Genomic DNA, 19,759 nt, shown 5'->3' on the forward strand with positions numbered 1-19,759 from the left:
CCACGAACCCCACCCCCACAATCCGACACCCCACCCGAATTTCATTTCGCCGTGCACGCCAGGACGCCTCGACCCGCACGGTGCGTTCGGACGGCGGCTACGACATGTCTGGTTGGGTCCTGACCTCAGGCACGTACAACGCGGCCAAGGTTCTGCTGAGCAAGAGCAGGTCCGAGTACGACGCCACCGGCCTGCTCGTCAAAGAACGGCAGCCGATCAACGGCTCCGACGCGATCGAGACCAAGTTCGGCTACGACCTGGAAGGCAACCGCACCCGGTTCACCGACGGCCGTGACGTCGCGTTCTGGACCACCTACAACACCTGGGGCATGCCCGAGGCCCAGATCGAACCGGCCACCGCGGCGCACCCGGACCTTGCCGATCGCACCTTCACCACCAGCTACGACGCCGGCGGCCGTGCTGTCAAACAGGTCCAGCCGGGCGGCGTGACGATCACCAATACCTACGACATCCTCGGCCAGCTGACCAAGCAGGCGGGTACCGGCGCCGAGGCTGCCACGGTTGATCGCACGTTCAAGTACGACAACGGCGGGCGGATCAAGGAGTTCTCCGGCGTCGGCGGCGCGAACACGGTCACGTATGACGATCGTGGTCTGCCTATGTCGATCCAGGGCAGTTCGGGTAGCTCGAGCTTCACCTACAACGGCGACGGTGCGATGACTTCACGCACCGACGCTGCCGGCAAGACCGACTACAGCTATGACACCGCGGGCCGGTTGTCGAAACTGACCAACACGAGCAAGGGCGTCGACCAGAGCTACACCTACGACGCCCGCAGCATGCTCAAGAAGATCACCTACGGCACCGGCAACAGCCGTAACTACACCTACGACGACCGGTACCGCCCCGTCGCCGACGACCTCAAGACGGCGTCTGGGACGTCGATCGCGAAGATCGAGTACGGGTGGAACGCCAACGACGACCTGACGTCGAAGAAGACCACGGGATTCGGCGGGGCGGGCACGGTCACCAACACGTACAGCTACGACCTGGCCGACCGGCTCACCTCGTGGAACAACGGCACCGCGACCACGGTGTATGCGTACGACAAGGCCGGGAACCGGCTGCAGAACGGCGGCAAGCTGTTCACGTACGACGCCCGCAACCGGCTGCTCACCGGCGACAACACCACCTACAACTACACCGCCCGCGGATCACTGCGTTACGCCGGCACCACCGAGACCAAGACCGACGCGTTCGGTCAGGTCGTCTCCCAAGGCCAGACCAGCGGCGGCGGGGTGCAACGTTACGACTACGACGCTCTCGGCCGGGCCGTCAAGACCGGGTTCTCCTACACCGGGACCGGCAACGACCTCGCTGCCGACGGTCAGGCCACCTACATTCGCGGCACTGCCAGCCAGGTGGTCGCCGAGGCCAACACCGGCGGTACCCGCTACGCCTGGACCGACCTGCACAGTGATGTTGTCGGCCAGTTCACTGCCGCCGGTACCGCCCTGGATGCCTCCACGGTTTATGACCCGCTGGGCAAGGTGATCGGCAGCGCCGGCGCCATGATCGGCAGCCTCGGCTATCAGTCGGAGTGGACGGAGCCGTCGACGAGCCGGGTGAACATGGCGGCTCGCTGGTACAACACCGACACCGGCCAGTTCGACACCCGCGACACCTACAACGCCAACCCCGCAGGTAACTCGGTAGGTGCGAACCGTTACCAGTACGGCGACGCGAACCCGCTGACGGTCACCGACCCGACCGGTCACTGGGGTATCGGATCGGCGTGGCGGGCGGCGAGCAAGGCCGTCTCGTCGACCTATTCGCGGGTATCCAGCACGGTCTCGTCGTATGCGTCGTCGGCGTACAGCTACACCCGCTCCTACGCGTCTTACGCGTACAGCAGTGTGAAGAGCACCTATAACGCGGCCAAGAACACGGTGAAGACCAGCTACGCCAAGGCGAAGAAGGCGGTCAAGAGCACCGTCCGTAAGGCGGTCAAACGAGTCAAGCAGACCGCGTCGAAGGTGAAGCGGTACGCGTCGAAGGCGATCAAGAAGGTCAAGGAGAAGACCACCAAGTTCGCCAAAGCCGCCCTCAACAAAGCCGCCAAGATAACCAAGTCGGCGGTCAAGAAAGCCAAACAAGCCGGCAAAGCCATCGCGTCGGCGGCGAAGCGGGCCGTCAAGAACCCGGTCGCCGCGATCAAGGACGCGGCCAAAGCCACCGCCACGTTCGTAGCCAAACACAAAGACGCCATCCTCGAAGTCGCCGCTGTCGGCCTCGGCATCGTGGCCGGCCTCGCGTGCACCTTTGTGACGGCCGGGGCGGGTGCGCTGGCCTGCATGGTCGGCGCCAGCGCCCTGGTCAACCTCGCCAAAGACGCCGCCCAAGGCAACATCAGCTCGTTCGGCGACGCCCTCGGCTCCCTCGGTACCGGCGCCCTGTCCGGGCTGGTCGGCGGCGTCGGCGGCGCCATCGCCGGCAAAGTCGGCACCCTCGTCGCCGGCAAACTCGGCACCGGCATCCTCGGCCGCCTCGGCACCGAAGCCATCGAAAACGGCGTCGACGAAGTCATCAACCAAGCCGCCACCACCGGCCGCATCGACCCCAAAGCCGCGATCATGGGCATGGTTCCCGGCCTCGACGCCCTCAAAGGCGGCGGCAAGAAGGGCGGCGGCGCCAGTACCTCAGGAGGCCCGTCCGGCGGCCTGAAGTCGGCAGCCGGTCTGATCGACCTCGGCATCTCCGCCGGGCCGAGTTGTCCCGGGGAAGCTGCTGAGAACAAGAAGCCCCACAGCTTCGAGCCGGACACCCAGGTCCTGATGGCCGACGGTACCAACCGCCCGATCGAGGACATCAACATCGGCGACAAGGTCATCGCCACCGACCCCCACACCGGCAAGCAGACCGCACAGCCGGTCACCCAACTCCACCGCAACACCGACCACGAACTCACCGACCTCACGGTCAAGGACCAGCACGGCAGATCGTCGGTCCTGAACACCACCCAGAACCATCCCCTCTGGAACGAGACCGAACAGGCCTGGACCGAAGCCAAAGACCTCAAGCCCGGCGACAAACTCGAGACAGCCGACGGCAGCACTCTGACCGTCAACACGACCCGCAACTACAACGACACCAAGGAGATGCGCGACCTCACCGTCGCCAACATCCACACGTACTATGTGCTCGCCGGCAATACACCGGTGCTCGTACACAACACGGGTGGAGATCTTGAGCTTTGCCGAGTCTCTGACCCGGACAAGGGTACTAGTGAGCGAGTTGGAGGGCTGGATCCCAACGACTTTCCTGATGTTGATAAGAACGGGGATCCTGCGACAGGTGCGGCTCACTTCGGGAACAGCGCCAGGACGACCGACTTCGCGGTCAACAACCCGCATCGGGCCGGCGACGGCTTTAAGGTGAGGGTGCCGCAGCAGTGGATCGACGACAACGATATCGAGATCTGGGAAGGTCTCGAAGATTCCCAGTTGGAATACCTCATTCCGCGGGACCTGATCCCCGATTTCAACCGTTTTGGGCGTACGCCCTGGAAGCCAGGTGAAGAGTGACGTCTCCCGGGCCCTCTATGCCCAGGTACTCGATCGTTGCAGGTGTCGTTTCCGGCCACAAGAAGTACGGCTTGCTCCTGCATCTGGAAGGCGGTGAAGAGGGCTTCGTCGACTCTTCCGACGTCTCGGATCGTCCCGTTCGTCCGGACGAGTGGCCGATGGTGGGTGCAAGGGTGACGGCTGTTGTTCTCGGGTCCACCCGGCTGGGGCGCTGGCGGCTGAGTCTTCGTGCCGGCGACGTCGGTGTCGTGACCGCTCTGGAGGACCCTGAAGCCGGATTTGGGTACTGGAACGCGCTTAAAGCGTCCGGTGCGGGTGATGCAGCTGCCCGTGATGCGTTCTTTTCCTTCGAGGGCGCCGATCCGCTCCTGGGGTGGGCGCTGACACGCCCCCCGCACTCTCCGGATAGGCGGTTCGCCGAAGAGTTGTTGGCTCGTGCGCCCGGCGTCATCAAGGATCGGTATGCCCCGCCCGACGCCGAACAGCTCTGACCATCGCTGAGGATCTACCGAGGTTGAATGGTCAGAATGAGTTGACTAAGACGGCTGGGACGGGACGGCCAGGCCGGTCTTGGCGAGGAACCCGTTCAGCAGGGCGGGCCGGTACTGCTCCGCCAAGGAGATCGCTGAGGTGGAGCTCGGCGACGAGGTTCTAGCGACGGATCCGGAGACCGGCGATACGCAGGCGAAGCAGGTCGGTGTCCTGCACCACCTTCAGGACACCGACCTGGCCGATATCACGGTCAAGACGACAAGACCGGTACGACCAGTATGGTCAAGACGACCGCGAACCATCCGTTTTGGAACGCCACCACCAGCGAGTGGACCGAAGCCAAGGACCTCAAGCCGGGCGACAAGCTCCGCAACGCCGACGGTGAACCACCCAGACCGTTGCCGCGATCAAGGTCTGGACCGGCCTGAGTTGGATGGACGACCTCACGGTCAAGGACATCCACACGTACTATGTGCTCGCCGGCACAACGCCCGTACTCGTCCACAACACTGGGCCAGCTTGTGAAATTGGCCCGAACGGGTGGCCTGTGCCAACCATGGACAACTGCAAAGCGTGCGCTACGGAGATCCAAAAGATTGTCGGCGGCGACGTTGTTCATATCAAGGATGCGTACGGTGCCCCGGCGCTCGGGCCATCAGTTCGTGATCCCCATGGCAAGTGGACTGAGCACTATGCTGTCATTAAGGATGGTACGGTCTATGATGGGTTCACCGGGCGAACAGGCATGCCATTGGATACGTATCGCGCCCAATGGGAGTATGGTGAGTACCTTTCGTTTACTCCGGTGGGGTGATGGATCGTGAACGTCTCTGAGCTGTGCTTCCATCTTCGGCACCGGCGGCGGATGTATCTATTGGATGATCGATTCGCTACGGCGGTCGCGTTCGTTGAGGGATACAACGCCGCGTTCGATGGCGTGCCCTTGGCTGGGTTCCGCGATTATGTCGCGGATCGGATCTTCGGTCACGGCTCCACCGTTCATTGGTCCTACCTGATCGCTTCTACCAAGGTGGCTGGCATTTTGGAGGGCGAGATTTCTCTTGACCGGGTTCCGGCAGACTGCGAGGCTGGGTTAACGGACGTGCTCGTCGATCTATTAGAGCGATATCAGGAGAAGGTACGGGAACCGCAACCTTCCACCGCATAGTCGTCTCTGTTTGCGCGCTCCGGCGTCTTCGGGCGTCGGAGTCCGCCTCGGTTGCGGTCGACGACGCCTACGAACAGCGCTCACCCGGCATCGCCGAACTCGAATGGGTGTACTGGCTCGACCGCAACGAGATCGACGTGATACCCATGTCGATTAATGCTTCCTGGTCCGGCTCCAGATGTCGGCGCTGGTGATGGGATCTTCGTGTGGCGTCCGCTTAGCGGTGCGGCGGCGACCCTCGTAAGCGCTCGCCAAAGGGGCGGCTGGTGACGGGATCGTCACTGCCTCGACCGGTGCGGGGGCGTGGAAAGCCTCGGATGATGGGCTGCTGGTCGGCGAGGTACGCGGCAACCCGGCCATGCAACTCCGGCTCGGTGATCGGTTCTTGTAGGACCACGCCGCAGAGCAGGTCGAAGGCGTCGGGGTGCACGAAGGTGCCTTTGCCGCCGCAGCTGTAGGTGATGCGCCGATTCTGAAGCACGCGTTGGGGTCAACTGGGGGTCTTGTTGTCCTGAAGTAGCGACGGTGTGATCCGATCGGGGTGTTCCGTGTGGGTTGTGGATCGGCTATTTGTTGGTTCTCGACTTCAGACGGGAGAGCCGGTGCAGCCGTTGCCGACGGTCAACTCCCGGCAGCTGCCGCAGTTCGTGATTCGTGTCGATGACCCGGCGGGTGGTGTGCTCGGCACCGGGTTCTTCTTCGCTCCCGGACGTGCTCTGACCTGCGCACACGTCGTCGGCGGGCGAGACACCGTCCGTGTCGTGCCGCACCGCGGCGCGTCGCTGGAAGCCGAAGTGGAGTTCTCCTCGGCACCGCCCGGCCCGGAACGCGACCTCTGGCCCTTCCCCGACGTCGCGGTGCTGCGCCTGCGTGATCCGATCGAGCACGCCTGGGTACGTCTGCACGATCGCCCTGAGGAGGACCCCGCGTCCGACGTGGACCTTCACGCCTGGGGCTATCCCCGGCGGGGACGGGAGAGCCCCGGCTCGCCGGCATCGTTCCGGTTCGAAGGGGTCGACGGCGACGGCTTCCTGCGCCTGAAGGGTGGGCAGGTTGCACCCGGGCTTTCCGGCGCGCCGCTGCTCTGCCCGCGGCGGCGTGCGGTGGTCGGCGTCGTGAAGGCGACCCGGGACCCACACTCCGACCTCGGTGGCCTGGCCACGCCCGTGGCGATGTGGCTGCAGGGTGCCGACATGCCGCACGACTCCGGGTCGGCGCAATGGGAGCAGGTCTTCGGGGCTGCGGCCCCGGACCCGGTGACGATGCCCGTGGACGACGACCGGCCGTTCCCGGACGGCTATCTGACGGGGCTGACAGCCGCGGATGCCGCCGCACTGCGGAAGGTCAACCGGGCCGGGCTGGCCGCTCTGCGCCGTTACCTGCGGACCGGAAACCTGGTGGCGGTGCTCGGGCCGCGTACCGCCATGCCGCTCTATCCGGCGCGGCGGCAGACCGTCGCTGACCTGGTCGAGGGCGCCGTCGAGCACGGCCTCGACGAGCAGGCGGCGGCCGAATGCCGTGCCTTCGTCGAGTCAGCGCGGCCTGATCAGGCGATCGCGCGAGTACGGGAGCTGCTCGATCTGGACTCCTATCAGGCGGTGGTTCGCGAGGCCATGCGCCCTCGCCGGAACCCGGACACCGGCCGCACCTGGACGCCGATCCAGGAACTGATCTGCCGATGGGCGCTGCGTGGGGTGCTGACGACCACCTTCGACCCGGGGATCGTGGATGCCCGGATGCGGGTCCGCCCGTACGCGTCCGGCACCGGCTTCACCTCCTGGATCGACGACGCGGGCCTGCGGCGATGGAGCAAGGGCCGAGTCTTCGAGGACGTCGAACTGCCGGTGCTGTACGGAAACGGCCACCACAACCAGCCCGATTCGTTGCTGCTGGTCGAGTCCGACCTGAAGAACGTGTACGGCGGCCGGCTCGCGCCAGTGCTGCGCCGGCTGATCGACGACGAGCACGTCGTCTGGCTCGGTTTCGACCACAGCGACGGCCACCTCACGACGATGTTGAAGGCGGCGGCCGAGAGCACCGGCGTCTACCCGGGGGCCGACGGTGAGGCGCGCCATGTCGCGGTGCTGCCCTGGGACCCGGGCACCGGCCGCGACCTGCAGATGCTGCGACGGCTGGCCGCCACGCAGTTCGGTGCTGACCTGGTCATTTACCCCGTGCGCGGCGAGGACCACGGAGCGCTGGAGATCCTGCTGGAGGCCCTGGCCGATCCCGGGTTACCGGCCGCGGCCGCCCTGCCCTCACCGGCACCCGCGCGCCCCGCAACGGTCCCGGCCCTGTGGGAGCACGGCGCACAGCCCGCGCAGCGGTTCGTCGGCCGCACGGAGGAATTGGCCCGGCTGGACCGGTGGGCGGCCGACCCGCAGGTACGGATGGTCGCCGTCAACGCTTGGGGCGGCGCCGGCAAGACCGCCCTGGTCACGCACTGGCTCAGCGATGCCGGCGGGTTGGGCCGGCGCGCGGGTGCGGTGGCGATGTTCGGCTGGAGTTTCTACACCGACCCGTCCGCCGAGCAGTGGGCGGCACGGCTCCTGGCCTGGGCACATGCCACGTTCTCGGCGCCGCCGCCACCCGAGGCACCCGAGGAGATCGCCGGCGCGCTGGTACGGCTTCTGCACCAGGTGCCGGTGATCCTGGTGCTCGACGGGCTCGAGGTGGTGCAGGAGGGCCCGGACAGCGGCGGTTACGGCCGTCTGCTGGACGGTCTGCTGCGCGAGGTGCTGACCGCGGCGTGCCGGCGCCGGCACGCCTCACTGATTGTGCTGACCAGCCGGTTCCCCTTCGCCGATCTGCAGCGGTTCGACGGTTCCGGCCTGCGGGTGCTCGACGTGCCGCCGTTCACCCCCGCCGAGGGCGCCTCGCTGCTCGCCGAGGCCGCACCGGGCGTTTTCACCGATGCCGGCCTTCGGGACCTGGTCGCCCACGTCGACGGCCATGCGCTCGCGGTCGCCGTGATGGCCTCATTGCTGGCCACCCAGCCGGACGCGGACACCGCCGCGGAGTTGCGTTCCCGGCTGGCCACCACGACCCGTACCCGGCAGAAGATCGGCCGGGTCCTGACGTTCTATGCCGAGCGGCTCACGTCGCCGCAGGGGCACCTCGCCGGGATCGTCGCGCTCTTCACCAGGCCGGTCACCGCCGAGCAGATCCTGGCTGTCGCCCATCATCGTGACCTCGCGCGGTTGTTCGAGGGCTGGGACAGCATGCGGATCCGCGCTGCCGTGCGGGGTCCGCTGGCCGGCCTGCTGTCCGAGCACCCGGACGGAACCATCTCGGCCCACCCGCTGATCCGGGACACCTTCCGCCCGCTGGTATTCGGCGCGGCCGGCGTCGCGGCGGACGTCACCCTGGCCGGGTTGCCCAGTTCGGTGCTGACCAGCCGGGACGAGGCCCTCCGCGTGGCCGAGGCGATCGAGCTGTCCCTGGACGCGGGTCAGTGGCGTGCGGCCGAGGATCTCTACCGGCGGCGGACCCGTAACGGCCAGGTCTGGTTCAACCTTCCGGCCGCGTGGCTGGGGCAGCGGGTGGCCACCGCTTTCGTGGCGACCGCCGTGCGACGCGACGACTGCCGGAAGGCGCTTTCGAGCCGGCATCTGGTCTTCTTCGTCAACGAGGCCGGTCTGCTCGCGATGACCGCCGGGGACATGACCGCGGCGGTGACCCATCTGAGCGACTCGATCAAGCTGCTCCGGAACAGCACTCAGCAGCTCGGCCTGTCCCGCGTACTCGGCAACCTGGCACGCTGCCTTGGGCAGCAGGGGCACCTGTTGATCGCGAGCCACACGGCCGCGGAGGCGCTTGAGGTGGCCACCGGGACCTCGGACTCGGCGGAACTCTGGGTCGCGCACAGCCGGGTCGCCTGGGTGTCGGGCCTCGCCGGCGACACGGCCATCGCCGACACGCACGTCCGCAAAGCCGCGGGGCTGATGCCCGGTCGCCGCGGTGCGCTGCTCTACGGAATCTCCGGGGTCTGGTGGGGCGAACATCTGACACGGACCGGCCGGACGGCGGCCGCGCGCACGCTGACCGAGGCCAACCTGTCCGTATGCCGGCAACACGGGCTCCACAGCGACGCGGCCCGCTGCCGGGCGATCCTCGCCGCTCTCGACCTGAGAGCGGGCGACGTCGTACGCGCCGCGACGCACGTCAACGCCGCCCTCGCCACGCTGCGGGCCGGTGACAACCTGCCGGACCTGGCCGGCGCCCTGGTGCTGGCAGCCGAGCGGGACCGGGTGAGCGGTGACCTGGACACCGCTGACATTCACGCCGCCGAGGCGATCGACGCGGCGGCACCCCGTGATCTGGTCATCACGCACGCGGCGGGCCTGACCGTTCAGGCGCGTATCGCCGCGGACCGATTCATCGCGACGGGCGACGAAGAGGACCTGAACCGCGCACGCGACGCCGCCGAGGCCGCCCACCGCATGGCCACCGGTCCGGAGCCGCTGCCCTGGGCGGAACTCGACGCCGCGCAGGTCCTCGCCCGCCTCGACGGCGCCGACACGACGTGGTCCGAGCGCGCCCGGCAGTTGCGCAGCGATCTGATCCCGGCCGGCCTCGAAGCGAACCCGCTCGAAGGTTGACCAACTGTCCAACCAGGACGAAATCCGCTTATACCATCAGAACTGGATCAACCCAGACGGGTCGAGCCGGCCAGCGAGCGGATCTCGCGGACCACCGCCGACCAGATCTCGCGGGGTAGGTCATGGCCGACGCCGGGGAGTTCGACGTAACGGGCGTTCGGCACCGATGAGGCGGTGCGGCGGCCGGCGGCTGGGCGGATCAAGGGGTCCTGGGCGCCGTGCACGACCAGGGTGGGTGCGCGGAGTTCGCGCAGGCGGGGGCCGTGCCAGGTGGCTGCGGTCTGCCGGGCCTGGGCTCGGCTGTCGCGGACTCCGCTGGGGAGGCCGGCGTCGAGTTCGCGAACGACTCGGAGGCGGGCGTCCTGCTCGTCGAAGGGGTGGCCGGGAGAGGCGAGAGCCCGCAGCAGGGCCAGTCCGGCCGCGATGTCGCCGTCGCGACCGGCGGGGTGGCGCATCCGGGTCAGGCGGGCCAGGAACGGTAGGCGGACGTAGCGAAGGACGGCGGCGCCACGGACGTCGCTGGGGACGGCGGCGTACGAGGTCACGGTGTGCACACGGCTGGGATGGCGTAGTGCCGTGCGCTGGGCGACGAGTCCGCCCTGGGAGACGCCGAACAGGTGCGCGCGCTGCCAGCCAAGCGCGTCGAGGACCGCGACGGTGTCGTCGGCCATGTCCTCGGCGGTGTAGGCGGGTGGGCGCCGGCGGAACAGGGCGGTCACCGGGTTGTCCGCGGGGGTGTCGTCGAAGCGCGTGGAGCCGCCGGAGTCGCGGCCGTCGAACGAGGCGACGCCGAAGCCGGCGTCCAGGAGCGCGTCGACCAGGCCGTCGGGCCACCAGAAGCGGGAGACACCGAGGCCCATGATCAGCAGCAGCGGGTCGCCGCCGGCGCCGCCGAGGTCGTCGACGGCGAGGTGTACGTCGCCGTTGCGTGCGGTGCACGGGGTTCGGGTCATGGCCGCCTCACCTATTCGGGAACGGTGTTCGCGAACACTGTATCGGAACGATAGGGTGGGCGCATGGAGGCGGTGCCGGTATGGCTTCGGGAACGGCGCGCGGGAGTGGGCCGGCCCGCAGAGCGGTCCCGGGCCGAGGTGACGGCCGCGGCGATCGCGCTGGCGGATCGCGAGGGGTTGGCCGCGGTCTCGATGCGGCGTGTCGCCGCTGAGCTGGGCACCGGAGCCGCGTCGCTCTATCGCTACGTCGACAGCCGCGACGACCTGCTCGACCTGATGATCGACGAGGTGGCCGCCGGGTATCAGCTGCCGCCGCCGGGTGGTCCGTGGCTGCCGGGGCTGCTGGAGGTGTGCCGGCAGGCACGCGAGCTGATGCTGCGGCACGGCTGGCTGCCGGAACTGGTGCTCACCCGCTCGGCACTCGGCCCGCACGGCACCGACCTGCTGGAACACGTGCTCGCGGTTCTCGCCGAACATCCGGCGAGCGTGGGGCGCAAGCTGGAGACGTACGCCGTGATGACCACGCTCACCGCCGCGCTCGCCCTGAACGAGCTCAACGGTGGCTCCGCTGCTCGTCAGAGGCAGGGCGCCTACCTGGCCCACGTGATCGCGGCGGGGCGGCACGCCCACCTGACGGCGGCGCTGAGCCGCGGTTCGCTCGTGCCGGCACCGAGCTTCGAGGACACCGTGTCGCGTGTCCTGGCCGGCCTGCTGGGCGAGTGATGAACGGGCGGCGGCACGACGCCGCCGCCCGAACGAGAGCGAAACCCGTCAGACGGCCAGGCGCTGACCGGCGTACAGCAGATGCGGGCTCTTCAGAACACCGTCATTGGCCTGGTAAAGAGCACGCCACCCACCCGACACCCCATAACGAGCCGCGATGCTCGCCAACGTGTCCCCGGGCCGGACCACATGGGTACGCGCAGACGCCGTGGTGCTGGTCGCCGCAGCCCGCGCCGGCTGGCTCTGCGGCTTGTACGCGTTACGCCGCCCACAATGCGGCCACGCACCGAGCCCTTGGCGCCGCAGCACCCGCTCGGCGATGGAGATCTGTTCGGCCTTACTGGCCAGGTTGGCGGTTCTCGCGTACTTCGTGCCGCCGTAGGAGCGCCACGTCCCGCGGCTGAACTGCAGGCCGCCGTAGTACCCGTTGCCGGTGTTGATGCTCCAACGTCCACCGGACTCGCATCGTGCGATGGCGTCCCAATTCACGTTGGACGCGGCGGAAGCGGCGGGTGTGGGCCCGACTACGACGAAAGCCAGCCCGACAGCAAACACGCCCAGGGCACGACGAACCCGCTTTTTGATGTGAACCATGACTTTTGTCCTCCACGCCTGCGAGGTCAGCTGTCGGGTTCGGGCAGAGGTGCCCGGCCGCGCGATGCGGCTTCACCCCGAGGCGCCGTAGCGCCGAGGAACTCTTGGGTCCCCCGCTCCATGCCTTTGTGTCTTGATCCGTGGTCGGCGGCAGGACTCGGCGTTCCGGCCACGGAATCCGCGATTGCGGACTGCCGACGGTAGCCACCACCCGACCAGGCTGGCCATGCCTGCAAGCGGGGCCGGTGACCTTGTTCACCCAAATTAGCCGCTTTGATCTTCTTTTGTGTGACTTAATCAGCAGATTTCTTGCGGCGCGTCGCGGCGGTGCGAATTTTTCAGCGACAGTGCACAATCGGCACCCATGAGCGATCCAGCACGCGAGTTCGACGTGATCGTCTACGGTGCCACCGGCTTCGTGGGTGTCCTGACGGCACGGCACCTGGCCACGAACGCACCGGCCGGCACCCGGATCGCACTCGCCGGACGCTCACCGGAGAAACTGGAGTCGGTCCGCGCCCGTCTCGGTGTCGAGTGGCCGATCGTCGTCGCGGACGCCACGGACGCGGAGGCGCTGGCCACGATGGCCGGAAGCACGCGCGTCGTCATCACCACCGCGGGTCCCTATGCGAAGTACGGCCGGATCCTGGCCCGTGTCTGCGCCGAAGCGGGCACCGATTATGTGGACCTGACCGGCGAGGTCCTGTTCGCACGCGACAGCATCGACGACAACCACGAGACGGCGAAACGCACCGGCGCGCGGATCGTCCACTCCTGCGGCTTCGACTCCATCCCGTCCGACATCGGAGTTTTCGTCCTGCACGAGCGGGTGCGTGCGGACAACGCGGGCGAACTGACCGACACCACGCTGGTGGTGACACACCTACGCGGTGGTGTGAGCGGCGGCACGATCGACTCGATGCGCTACCAGGTCGACGTCATGAAGAAGGACCGGCGATTGCGGGCGATCGGCGCGAGCGCGTACTCCCTCAGCCCGGACCGCAAAGCGGAGCCGGACCTGGGCCGCCAGCCGGACATGCTCGCCATGCCCGCCTCCGAAGTGGATCCCGGTCTGCGCGGTCATCTCGCGCCGTTCGTGATGGCGTCCTACAACACGCGCGTGGTCCGGCGCAGCAACGCGCTCCTGAACTGGGCGTATGGCCGCCAGTTCCGCTATCGCGAGGTCATGCGCGTCAGCTCACCGATGCGCGCCCGCGTGATCAAAGCTGGCCTGAACAGCCTGTTTGTCGGGCTCGCGGTGCCGCCGTCCCGGTTCGTGCTGGATCGCTTCCTGCCGAAGCCGGGCACCGGCCCGAGCGAGCAGACGCAGCAGAACGGCCACTTCACCATGGACATCTTCACCACCACGACGGACGGCTCGCGCTACACGGCCCGCTTCCGGGCGAAGGGCGATCCAGGGTACGCGGCGACGGCCGTCATGCTCGGCGAATCAGCTCTGGCCCTCGCGCTGGACCGGGACCGGCTGCCGTCGTCCGGCGGCGGCGTGCTGACCCCGGCGACCGGAATCGGCAACGCGCTGGTCGACCGCCTCCGCACGGCCGGGATGGAGATCACCGCAAGCAAGCAATGATCGAGAAGACGTGCCAGTGCTTGGGCCCGCTGTAGGCCATGCCCGGCGCGTCCTCCTCGTCCCAGTACTCGATGTCGAGGCCGTCCACCAGCGATCGTGCCCCGGCGGCGTCGAGGAATGTCATTTCCGGACGGCCGGCCCAGGAGTCGTGGACCCCGAACAGGTTCACGGCCAGCCGGCCGCCGGGGCGCAGCGTCGACCGCAAGAGCGTCCACAGGGCCGAGAAGGACGGGGGGCCGGTGAAGGGCAGGGAGTATCCGGCGTAGACGAGATCGGCCGGCGGTAGATCCTTCACTTTTGCGAACGCTTCCACCCGTACGGTAAGAGCCGCATGAATGCCCCCAACGGTGCGCAACAGGCGCGCTTGCGTGCCCGGCTCGTTGTCCACGGCCGTGACCCGCCATCCTGCCTCGAGCAACGCCCGCGTCTCGCGGCCACCGCCGCACCCCAGGTCGATGGCCGTGCGCCCGGCGCCCGAACCGGCCAGATCCATGGCCCGGCGGCACAGTGGCCGGATGTCGCGTGTGGCCTGACGTGCGTTGTACTCAGCCCAGTGATCCGGCATGGCCTGATCATCTCAGCGCGAAGATCTCGCAAACAACGCAAAGCGGCGCTGCTCACCAACGGCCCCGGCTGGTCACGAGCGATTCCATCGGACCGGCGGAGGCGAGTGTGATTCGCACGCTACTAGCCGCATCCGAATCCTTATGGGCAGGATTCTCCAGTGACCGCCGACCCTCTGCCCTACCCGCTGAGGTTGACGGGCACCGGCATCGTGCTGCGGGAGTGGCAGCCCGAGGATCTGACGGACCTGATCGCCCTGCTCGACGAACCGGAGATAGCGCGCTGGACGCCGATGCCGTCACCCTTCGACGAGGAGTCCGGCAAGGCCTATCTGAAACGCGCCCATCAGGGTCGCACCAGCGGCAGCCGCATCCAGCTCGCGATCACGACGGACGGTGGCCGCCCGCTCGGTGAGGTGCTGCTCTTCAGCGTCAATCACGATCTCCGCGAAGCGGAGCTCGGCTATCTGGTGGGTCACCCTCATCGGCGGCGAGGCCTCGCGTCGGCGGCATTGTCAACCCTTTCGGGGTACGCGTGCGGCACGCTCCGATTGAGAAGGCTGCTCCTGAGAATCGACCCGGCGAACGTGCCCAGCACCCTCGTAGCCCGCCGCTGTGGATACTGGCTGACCGGCGAGCCTCCCATAGTGCAGGAAGGTCCGTACGGGCCGACCCGCCTGGAGACCTGGGAATACGTCGACGGCAGGTCGGCTACCAGGCCGGAACGGCAGAGAAATGTCGCCTACCGGCGGTACGGTGGGCGTCGATGATCAGTGTGGACCGGCAACGCGTTCTGGCGTACCGGATCGCCGCTCTCGGCCTGACCGACCGCAGCGGTGACCGGCCCGCCGACCTGCCGGTGCTCGATCTCGGCATCCAGGAGTACACACCCGGCTCCGCCCAGGTCGCCCTCACCGCCCGCACCTCCGCCGATCCGGCCGACGACCGCCTGACCACCGTCTGGGCCGCCCGCGGCGCGCCACACCTGCACCGCAGTGCCGACCTGGGCTCCCTGGTCGAACAACTCTGGCCCGTCTCGGACGCCGACGCGAGCGCCCGGATCAACAGCGCCCAGATCCCCGACGGGGTCCGGCTCGGCATCCAGGCGTTCACGGCGACGGCGTCAGCCTTGCGCGAGGTCGTGACCGCTCCGATGCCCCGAGGCGAGGCCAGCACGGGTGTGTCCCGGCTGGTGCCACCTTCGCTGACCTATGACTGCCGCAGCTGCAAGGCACGCCACGTCGCCGGCAACGTCTGGCAGCATGCGGGCCTAGCTGGCGGCGTCGAAGTGCTGTCTCGTGGCCGCGACGCCCAGCTCGGGCCACTGCCGGACGCCCCGCCGATCCCGACGTCGAATGTCGGCATCGCCGACCTGATCGCGACCTACCTGCGTTTCCTCGGCCCGGCCACGCCGGCCTCGGTGGCGAAATATCTGGGCAGTTCCACCGCCGCGCTCCGCGCGGTCTGGCCCGCGGACCTGGCCCAGGTTGATCTCGACGGCCGCAAGGCGTGGATTCCAGACGAGCAGGTCTCCGCGTTGACCACGGCCTCGACCCCGAGCGGCGTGCGGTGGCTGCCGGCCATGGACCCGTTCCTGCAGGCCCGTGATCGTGATCTGCTCGTGCCGTCACGCGACCAGCAGAAAGAGGTGTGGCGAACGCTCGGCAACCCGGGCATCCTGCTGGTCGACGGTGAGGTCGCCGGGGTGTGGCGCGCACGGATGGCGGGACGCAAGCGGGTTGATCTGACGGTCACCCTGTTCGACCGGGTCGATCGCAAGCGTGTGGAGGCCGAGGCCGCCGAGGTGGCCCGAGCCCGTGAGGTGCCCGAAGCGGCGGTGATCTTCGAGTGATCGGTTTCCTGCACACAGCCGAAGTACACGTGGCGACGTTCGGTGACTTGGCATCGGAGATCGCTCCGGATGTGGAAGTGCGCCATCTGGTCGACCCGAGCCTGCTGTCCTGTGCCCGGGACGACGGGTTGACGCCCGCTCTGGTTGAGCGGGTGCGTTCCCAGCTGCGCTCGCTGGCCGATTCCGGCGCGGGTCTGATCGTGTGCACGTGCTCGACCATCGGCGGCATCGCCGAGGAAGCGGCGGCTGAGATCGGCGTCCCGGTGATCCGCGCAGACCGCCCGATGGCCGAGGCCGCGGTGGCGGCGGGGTCCCGGATCGCCGTGATCGTCACCACGCCGTCCACGTTGGATCCAACGCTGGCACTGTTCCCGCCGTCGGTGACTGTGGTGCCGGTGGTGGTTTCGGAGGCTTGGCGGCACTTCGAGGCCGGAGATCTCCCGGCTTATTACGAGGAGATCGCCGAGGCGGCCCGAAAGGTGGCACCGTCGGTGGATGTGGTCGTGCTGGCGCAGGCGAGCATGGCACCCGCAGCAGACCTGATCGACGGCGAGGTGCTGACCAGCCCACGATCGGCAGTCACCGCGGCGGCGGCACTGCTGCGGCTGGGGGGCTTCACGCAATAGCGATGGCGCGTGGGTGTCCCCGCGCCTTCTGGCTCCATGTCTTCGACGACGTGTACGAACATCTGAACCGACGTCGCAACCAGGTCGTCGTCGCTGATCTCGTCGATCAGACCGGTCGCACCGAGCGCGGTCCGGGTGAGCGCCACCGCATGATCCTCCGACAGGCCGACATTTGCCCAGATCGGCCGCTCAATGCGCCCGTACATCGTGCTGATCTCGCTTGACTGATTGCTTGTGAACCTGAGACGAGCAACCTGGCTGGCGGTACCGCGGACATAGGTGGCCTGACCGGATCCCGCCAAGCGTGCCCACCCGTGTTGCGGACCGCAGCACAATGTAATAAACATAGTTACGATGGCTTCGAACAGCAGGGTGACGATCGCGGCGCATGCGCTCGCGTGGCTTGAGCTTGCGCGCCGGCGCGGGCGGCCGTCGCTCACCTCCGACGAGGTGGCGGCCAGTGTCAACACGAACCCGGTGATTCTGCGGCGCAGTCTCGGTGATTTGCGTAGGGCCGGCCTGGTGACGGCCCGGCGTGGCACCGGGGCGGGGTTCTCGCTGGCTCGGCCCGCCGAGCAGATCACCATGTTCGACGTGTGGCAGGCCGTCGCCGCGGAGCCGCTGCTCGGCCTGCATCACACCGAGCCGAACCAGGAGTGCCCGGTGGGCCGGGGTATCCGGCCGGTTCTGACAGATGTCTATGACGAGGCGACCGCGGCGTTCGAGGCGGCGCTGGCGCGGCGCACGATCGCCGGCATGTTGGAGAGGATCCTGGCGTGATCGTTGAGCTGCGGCGGTACACCCTGCACCCCGGGCGGCGGGACGAGCTGATCGAGCTGTTCGAGCGGGAGTTCGTCGAGTCGCAGGAGGAGCTCGGGATGGCCGTGCTGGGCCGGTTCCGTGATCTCGACCGGCCGGACATGTTCGTGTGGCTGCGCGGCTTCGCCGACATGGAGGTGCGGGGCCGGGGGCTGCGGGAGTTCTACGGCGGGCCGGTGTGGAAGGAGCACGGGCCGGCGGCCAACGCCACGATGATCGACTCCGACGACGTGCTGCTGCTGAGGACCATTGACAGCAGCAGTGTGAAAGCGATCAAGGCCGACCAGAAGGCGACCATCTGGTACCGCGACCGGCCGTTCGACGAGGCGTTCGCGGAGTGGTTCGCGGGGCAGAACACTGGTGCGGAGTGTGTCCTGTGGACGGAGTATGCCGAGAACAACTTCCCGGCCCTGCCGGTCCGCGCGGGTGAACACGCTTTCGTCTGGTTCCAGGCGCAAGGGGCCGAGGACGTTGAGGTGCCCGAGCGGTTCGGTGTGCGAAAGACCGAACGGCTACGCCTGGCGCTGACCGGCGGGAGCCGTGACCTGAGGGTCTGAGGTCACGGCTCCCGCGGAGGTTCAGGCGAGGCTCAGCGGAGCCACAGCTCATAACCCCGGAGGCCCGCGTACTCGCAGTTGTACTCCGACCAGTCCGGTCCGCGGACGGCCGCACTGCCGTCGCGCGAGCAGTCGGAGTAGGAGGAGTAGAAGCCGTGCCGGGTCCACGGCTGCGCGGCGAAGGCCGGCACGGCGACCGCGGCGACGGCGCCTGCGACGAGGGTGCCCGTGACTGCCAGGCGAGCGATGTTCCTGCGCATGGTGGTGTCCTTTCCCCGAGCCGGCTGAACCGGCACACCGTGCCGGCTAACCGGCGTGAGCAATGAGAACGACCCTAGGAACCCGACATACAGCTGAGTTACAGACGATCCGGGACGAACAGATCGGCGATGTCGTCGCCGAGGACCACGAGCGCCGCCACCACGGAGCCGCCCACCACGGCCAGCACAATCCCCGCCGGATGCAGAGCGCCGCCCCGAAAAAGCGCCAAAAGCGCCGAAAGTGCCAGCACGGCCAGGACACCGTTGCGAACGACATGCCCGACACCGAGTGGCCGCCCCGACAGAGCGCCGAAGCAACGACACGCCGCGCGCTGCCCACGTCGCACAGCCACCGCGGTGGCGATCCCGAACGCGATCAGCAGCAGAGCGGCGAGGCCGAGGCCGAGAGCGGGCACCACCGGCATCAGCGCCACCGCGGCGAACTCGGCCACGACCACCACCCAGGCGACCGGGGTCACCGGGAGCGAGCCGGGCGGAAGGAGCTGTGCGGTGGACTCCAGGAAGGCCGGCCAGTCACGGACCTTGCTGATCCCGGAGACCAGGAACACCACGGCCAGTGCGATCGCGCTGCCCAGGACGAAGTAACTCATGAGGCGCGACGGTAACCCGCATCGACATGTATAAGCGCTGTACACCGCCTGCCTACGTTGGCGACTCGTGTACGTGTTGGCGTTTCTGGCAGGTGCGGTCTCCATAGCCGTCGTGGTGACAAGGCTCCGATACACGCAGGTCGAGGTCGTCGGCGGCTCGATGGCGCCGACGCTGAGACCCGGCGATCTGGTGCTGGTGCGTCGGGTCGCCGGGCGCCGGGTGCGCACCGGTGACCTGGTCGTCATCGAGCGCCCCGACGACGCCGGCGGATGGAGCACGCCGCCCGGACGGCGGGCCCGCGGCCGCCGGTGGCTCGTCAAACGGGTCGTCGCGACACCGGGCGAACGGGTGCCGGACGGCCTGATGTCAGCAGTGCCGGACGGCCCGGTGCCGCCCGGCAGCCTGCTGGTCCTCGGCGACGTCACGCACAGCCTGGACTCGCGCCAGCTCGGCTACCTGCCACTGGACCGGGTCCTCGGAGTCGTGAGACGAAAGATGCAGTAATCGCCTGTATTCGGGATGTATGCGGCTTTGCCACAGTCCGTACACCGACTACGAAGGAGGCGTCATGGTGAATGCCCTGGCGGACCGGATGCTCCGGTTCCTTGTGCCCAAGGCGGAGGCGTCCGCGGCCTGCCGGCCCCAGACGTACTACCCGCAGAAGTGCAACTGCTGCGGCACGCTCTACCAGCTCGAATGCCACCTGCTGGCGAGCTGTGACGAGCGCTGTTACTGGCTCTACGCCATCGGAAGCTGCACCTAAGAAACAAGAGACACCACGTCCGGGCCGCTCCAGCAGCGGC

At 68.0% G+C, this 19,759-nt stretch carries 19 protein-coding genes, 1 pseudogene and 1 riboswitch; of the genes and pseudogenes, 14 read left to right on the forward strand and 6 right to left on the reverse strand.

The features are described from left to right. Nucleotides 1-104 precede the first annotated feature (104 nt). The 4 genes from AB0M02_RS06955 to AB0M02_RS06970 all read left to right on the forward strand — a co-directional run bounded on the left by AB0M02_RS06955 (nucleotide 105) and on the right by AB0M02_RS06970 (nucleotide 5,205). Nucleotides 105-3,545, forward strand: coding sequence for a polymorphic toxin-type HINT domain-containing protein (locus AB0M02_RS06955; protein ID WP_364222865.1), 3,441 nt, complete (start codon nucleotides 105-107; stop codon nucleotides 3,543-3,545). 71 nt (nucleotides 3,546-3,616) lie between these two features. Then, entirely contained in the window at nucleotides 3,617-4,036 is a 420-nt protein-coding gene (locus AB0M02_RS06960) for a hypothetical protein (RefSeq protein WP_364222868.1), read from the forward strand. A 434-nt stretch (nucleotides 4,037-4,470) separates the two neighbouring features. Further along, on the forward strand, nucleotides 4,471-4,851 hold the full coding sequence (locus tag AB0M02_RS06965; RefSeq protein WP_364222871.1) for a hypothetical protein: 381 nt from the start codon (nucleotides 4,471-4,473) through the stop codon (nucleotides 4,849-4,851). A gap of 6 nt (nucleotides 4,852-4,857) precedes the next feature. Continuing rightward, complete coding sequence (locus tag AB0M02_RS06970) at nucleotides 4,858-5,205, forward strand: hypothetical protein (RefSeq protein WP_364222874.1); 348 nt, start codon at nucleotides 4,858-4,860, stop codon at nucleotides 5,203-5,205. A 319-nt stretch (nucleotides 5,206-5,524) separates the two neighbouring features. Here AB0M02_RS06970 and AB0M02_RS06975 read toward each other — a convergent pair. Next, a pseudogene (locus AB0M02_RS06975) lies at nucleotides 5,525-5,686 on the reverse strand (GntR family transcriptional regulator); the annotation flags it as partial. Between the two features lie 121 nt (nucleotides 5,687-5,807). Between AB0M02_RS06975 and AB0M02_RS06980 the strand changes: the two are divergent. Beyond that, nucleotides 5,808-9,806, forward strand: a complete 3,999-nt coding sequence (locus tag AB0M02_RS06980) for a trypsin-like peptidase domain-containing protein (RefSeq protein ID WP_364222877.1) — start codon at nucleotides 5,808-5,810, stop codon at nucleotides 9,804-9,806. Between the two features lie 47 nt (nucleotides 9,807-9,853). On the opposite strand, the gene AB0M02_RS06985 is transcribed toward AB0M02_RS06980, so the two are convergent. Continuing rightward, nucleotides 9,854-10,759 carry an alpha/beta hydrolase gene (locus AB0M02_RS06985; RefSeq protein WP_364222879.1) on the reverse strand — a complete coding sequence of 302 codons (906 nt, stop codon included), beginning with the start codon at nucleotides 10,757-10,759 and terminating at the stop codon, nucleotides 9,854-9,856. A 63-nt stretch (nucleotides 10,760-10,822) separates the two neighbouring features. Between AB0M02_RS06985 and AB0M02_RS06990 the strand changes: the two genes are divergently transcribed. Next, complete coding sequence (locus tag AB0M02_RS06990) at nucleotides 10,823-11,482, forward strand: TetR/AcrR family transcriptional regulator (protein ID WP_364222882.1); 660 nt, start codon at nucleotides 10,823-10,825, stop codon at nucleotides 11,480-11,482. Between the two features lie 48 nt (nucleotides 11,483-11,530). On the opposite strand, the gene AB0M02_RS06995 is transcribed toward AB0M02_RS06990, so the two are convergent. Further along, nucleotides 11,531-12,076 (reverse strand): transglycosylase family protein, encoded by a 546-nt coding sequence (locus AB0M02_RS06995; RefSeq protein ID WP_364222885.1) that lies wholly within the window; start codon nucleotides 12,074-12,076, stop codon nucleotides 11,531-11,533. Next, a riboswitch (cyclic di-AMP (ydaO/yuaA leader) is annotated at nucleotides 12,077-12,249 on the reverse strand. A gap of 191 nt (nucleotides 12,250-12,440) precedes the next feature. Between AB0M02_RS06995 and AB0M02_RS07000 the strand changes: the two genes are divergently transcribed. Continuing rightward, nucleotides 12,441-13,667 carry a saccharopine dehydrogenase NADP-binding domain-containing protein gene (locus tag AB0M02_RS07000; protein ID WP_364222888.1) on the forward strand — a complete coding sequence of 409 codons (1,227 nt, stop codon included), beginning with the start codon at nucleotides 12,441-12,443 and terminating at the stop codon, nucleotides 13,665-13,667. On the opposite strand, the gene AB0M02_RS07005 is transcribed toward AB0M02_RS07000, so the two are convergent. After that, nucleotides 13,648-14,232, reverse strand: a complete 585-nt coding sequence (locus tag AB0M02_RS07005) for a class I SAM-dependent methyltransferase (protein WP_364222891.1) — start codon at nucleotides 14,230-14,232, stop codon at nucleotides 13,648-13,650. The genes AB0M02_RS07000 and AB0M02_RS07005 overlap by 20 nt on opposite strands. A gap of 159 nt (nucleotides 14,233-14,391) precedes the next feature. Here AB0M02_RS07005 and AB0M02_RS07010 point away from each other — a divergent pair, with 159 nt between their 5' ends. From AB0M02_RS07010 to AB0M02_RS07030, 5 genes are all read left to right on the forward strand, one after another. Further along, nucleotides 14,392-15,000, forward strand: coding sequence for a GNAT family N-acetyltransferase (locus AB0M02_RS07010; RefSeq protein WP_364222894.1), 609 nt, complete (start codon nucleotides 14,392-14,394; stop codon nucleotides 14,998-15,000). After that, nucleotides 14,997-16,082 (forward strand): crosslink repair DNA glycosylase YcaQ family protein, encoded by a 1,086-nt coding sequence (locus AB0M02_RS07015; protein WP_364222897.1) that lies wholly within the window; start codon nucleotides 14,997-14,999, stop codon nucleotides 16,080-16,082. The genes AB0M02_RS07010 and AB0M02_RS07015 overlap by 4 nt, the downstream gene beginning before the upstream one ends. Nucleotides 16,083-16,129: 47 nt before the next feature. After that, complete coding sequence (locus AB0M02_RS07020) at nucleotides 16,130-16,708, forward strand: aspartate/glutamate racemase family protein (protein ID WP_364222900.1); 579 nt, start codon at nucleotides 16,130-16,132, stop codon at nucleotides 16,706-16,708. A 354-nt stretch (nucleotides 16,709-17,062) separates the two neighbouring features. Continuing rightward, nucleotides 17,063-17,488, forward strand: coding sequence for an Rrf2 family transcriptional regulator (locus AB0M02_RS07025; protein WP_364222903.1), 426 nt, complete (start codon nucleotides 17,063-17,065; stop codon nucleotides 17,486-17,488). Then, complete coding sequence (locus tag AB0M02_RS07030) at nucleotides 17,485-18,084, forward strand: NIPSNAP family protein (RefSeq protein WP_364222906.1); 600 nt, start codon at nucleotides 17,485-17,487, stop codon at nucleotides 18,082-18,084. The genes AB0M02_RS07025 and AB0M02_RS07030 overlap by 4 nt, the downstream gene beginning before the upstream one ends. Nucleotides 18,085-18,116: 32 nt before the next feature. Here the strand turns inward: AB0M02_RS07030 and AB0M02_RS07035 are convergent, their stop codons facing one another. After that, on the reverse strand, nucleotides 18,117-18,344 hold the full coding sequence (locus AB0M02_RS07035; protein ID WP_364222909.1) for a hypothetical protein: 228 nt from the start codon (nucleotides 18,342-18,344) through the stop codon (nucleotides 18,117-18,119). A gap of 98 nt (nucleotides 18,345-18,442) precedes the next feature. Then, the gene (locus tag AB0M02_RS07040) at nucleotides 18,443-18,955 is read right to left on the reverse strand and encodes a MauE/DoxX family redox-associated membrane protein (protein ID WP_364222912.1); all 513 of its coding nucleotides are present in this window, start codon (nucleotides 18,953-18,955) and stop codon (nucleotides 18,443-18,445) included. Nucleotides 18,956-19,028: 73 nt separating this feature from the next. On the opposite strand from AB0M02_RS07040, the gene lepB reads away from it, so the two are divergent. Beyond that, nucleotides 19,029-19,460 (forward strand): signal peptidase I, encoded by a 432-nt coding sequence (gene lepB, locus AB0M02_RS07045; RefSeq protein WP_364224475.1) that lies wholly within the window; start codon nucleotides 19,029-19,031, stop codon nucleotides 19,458-19,460. A gap of 64 nt (nucleotides 19,461-19,524) precedes the next feature. Further along, on the forward strand, nucleotides 19,525-19,719 hold the full coding sequence (locus AB0M02_RS07050) for a hypothetical protein (protein WP_364222915.1): 195 nt from the start codon (nucleotides 19,525-19,527) through the stop codon (nucleotides 19,717-19,719). Nucleotides 19,720-19,759: the final 40 nt, after the last annotated feature.

The sequence above is a fragment of the Actinoplanes sp. NPDC051861 genome (assembly GCF_040681145.1).
In the GTDB taxonomy this organism is placed as follows: Bacteria; Actinomycetota; Actinomycetes; order Mycobacteriales; family Micromonosporaceae; genus Actinoplanes.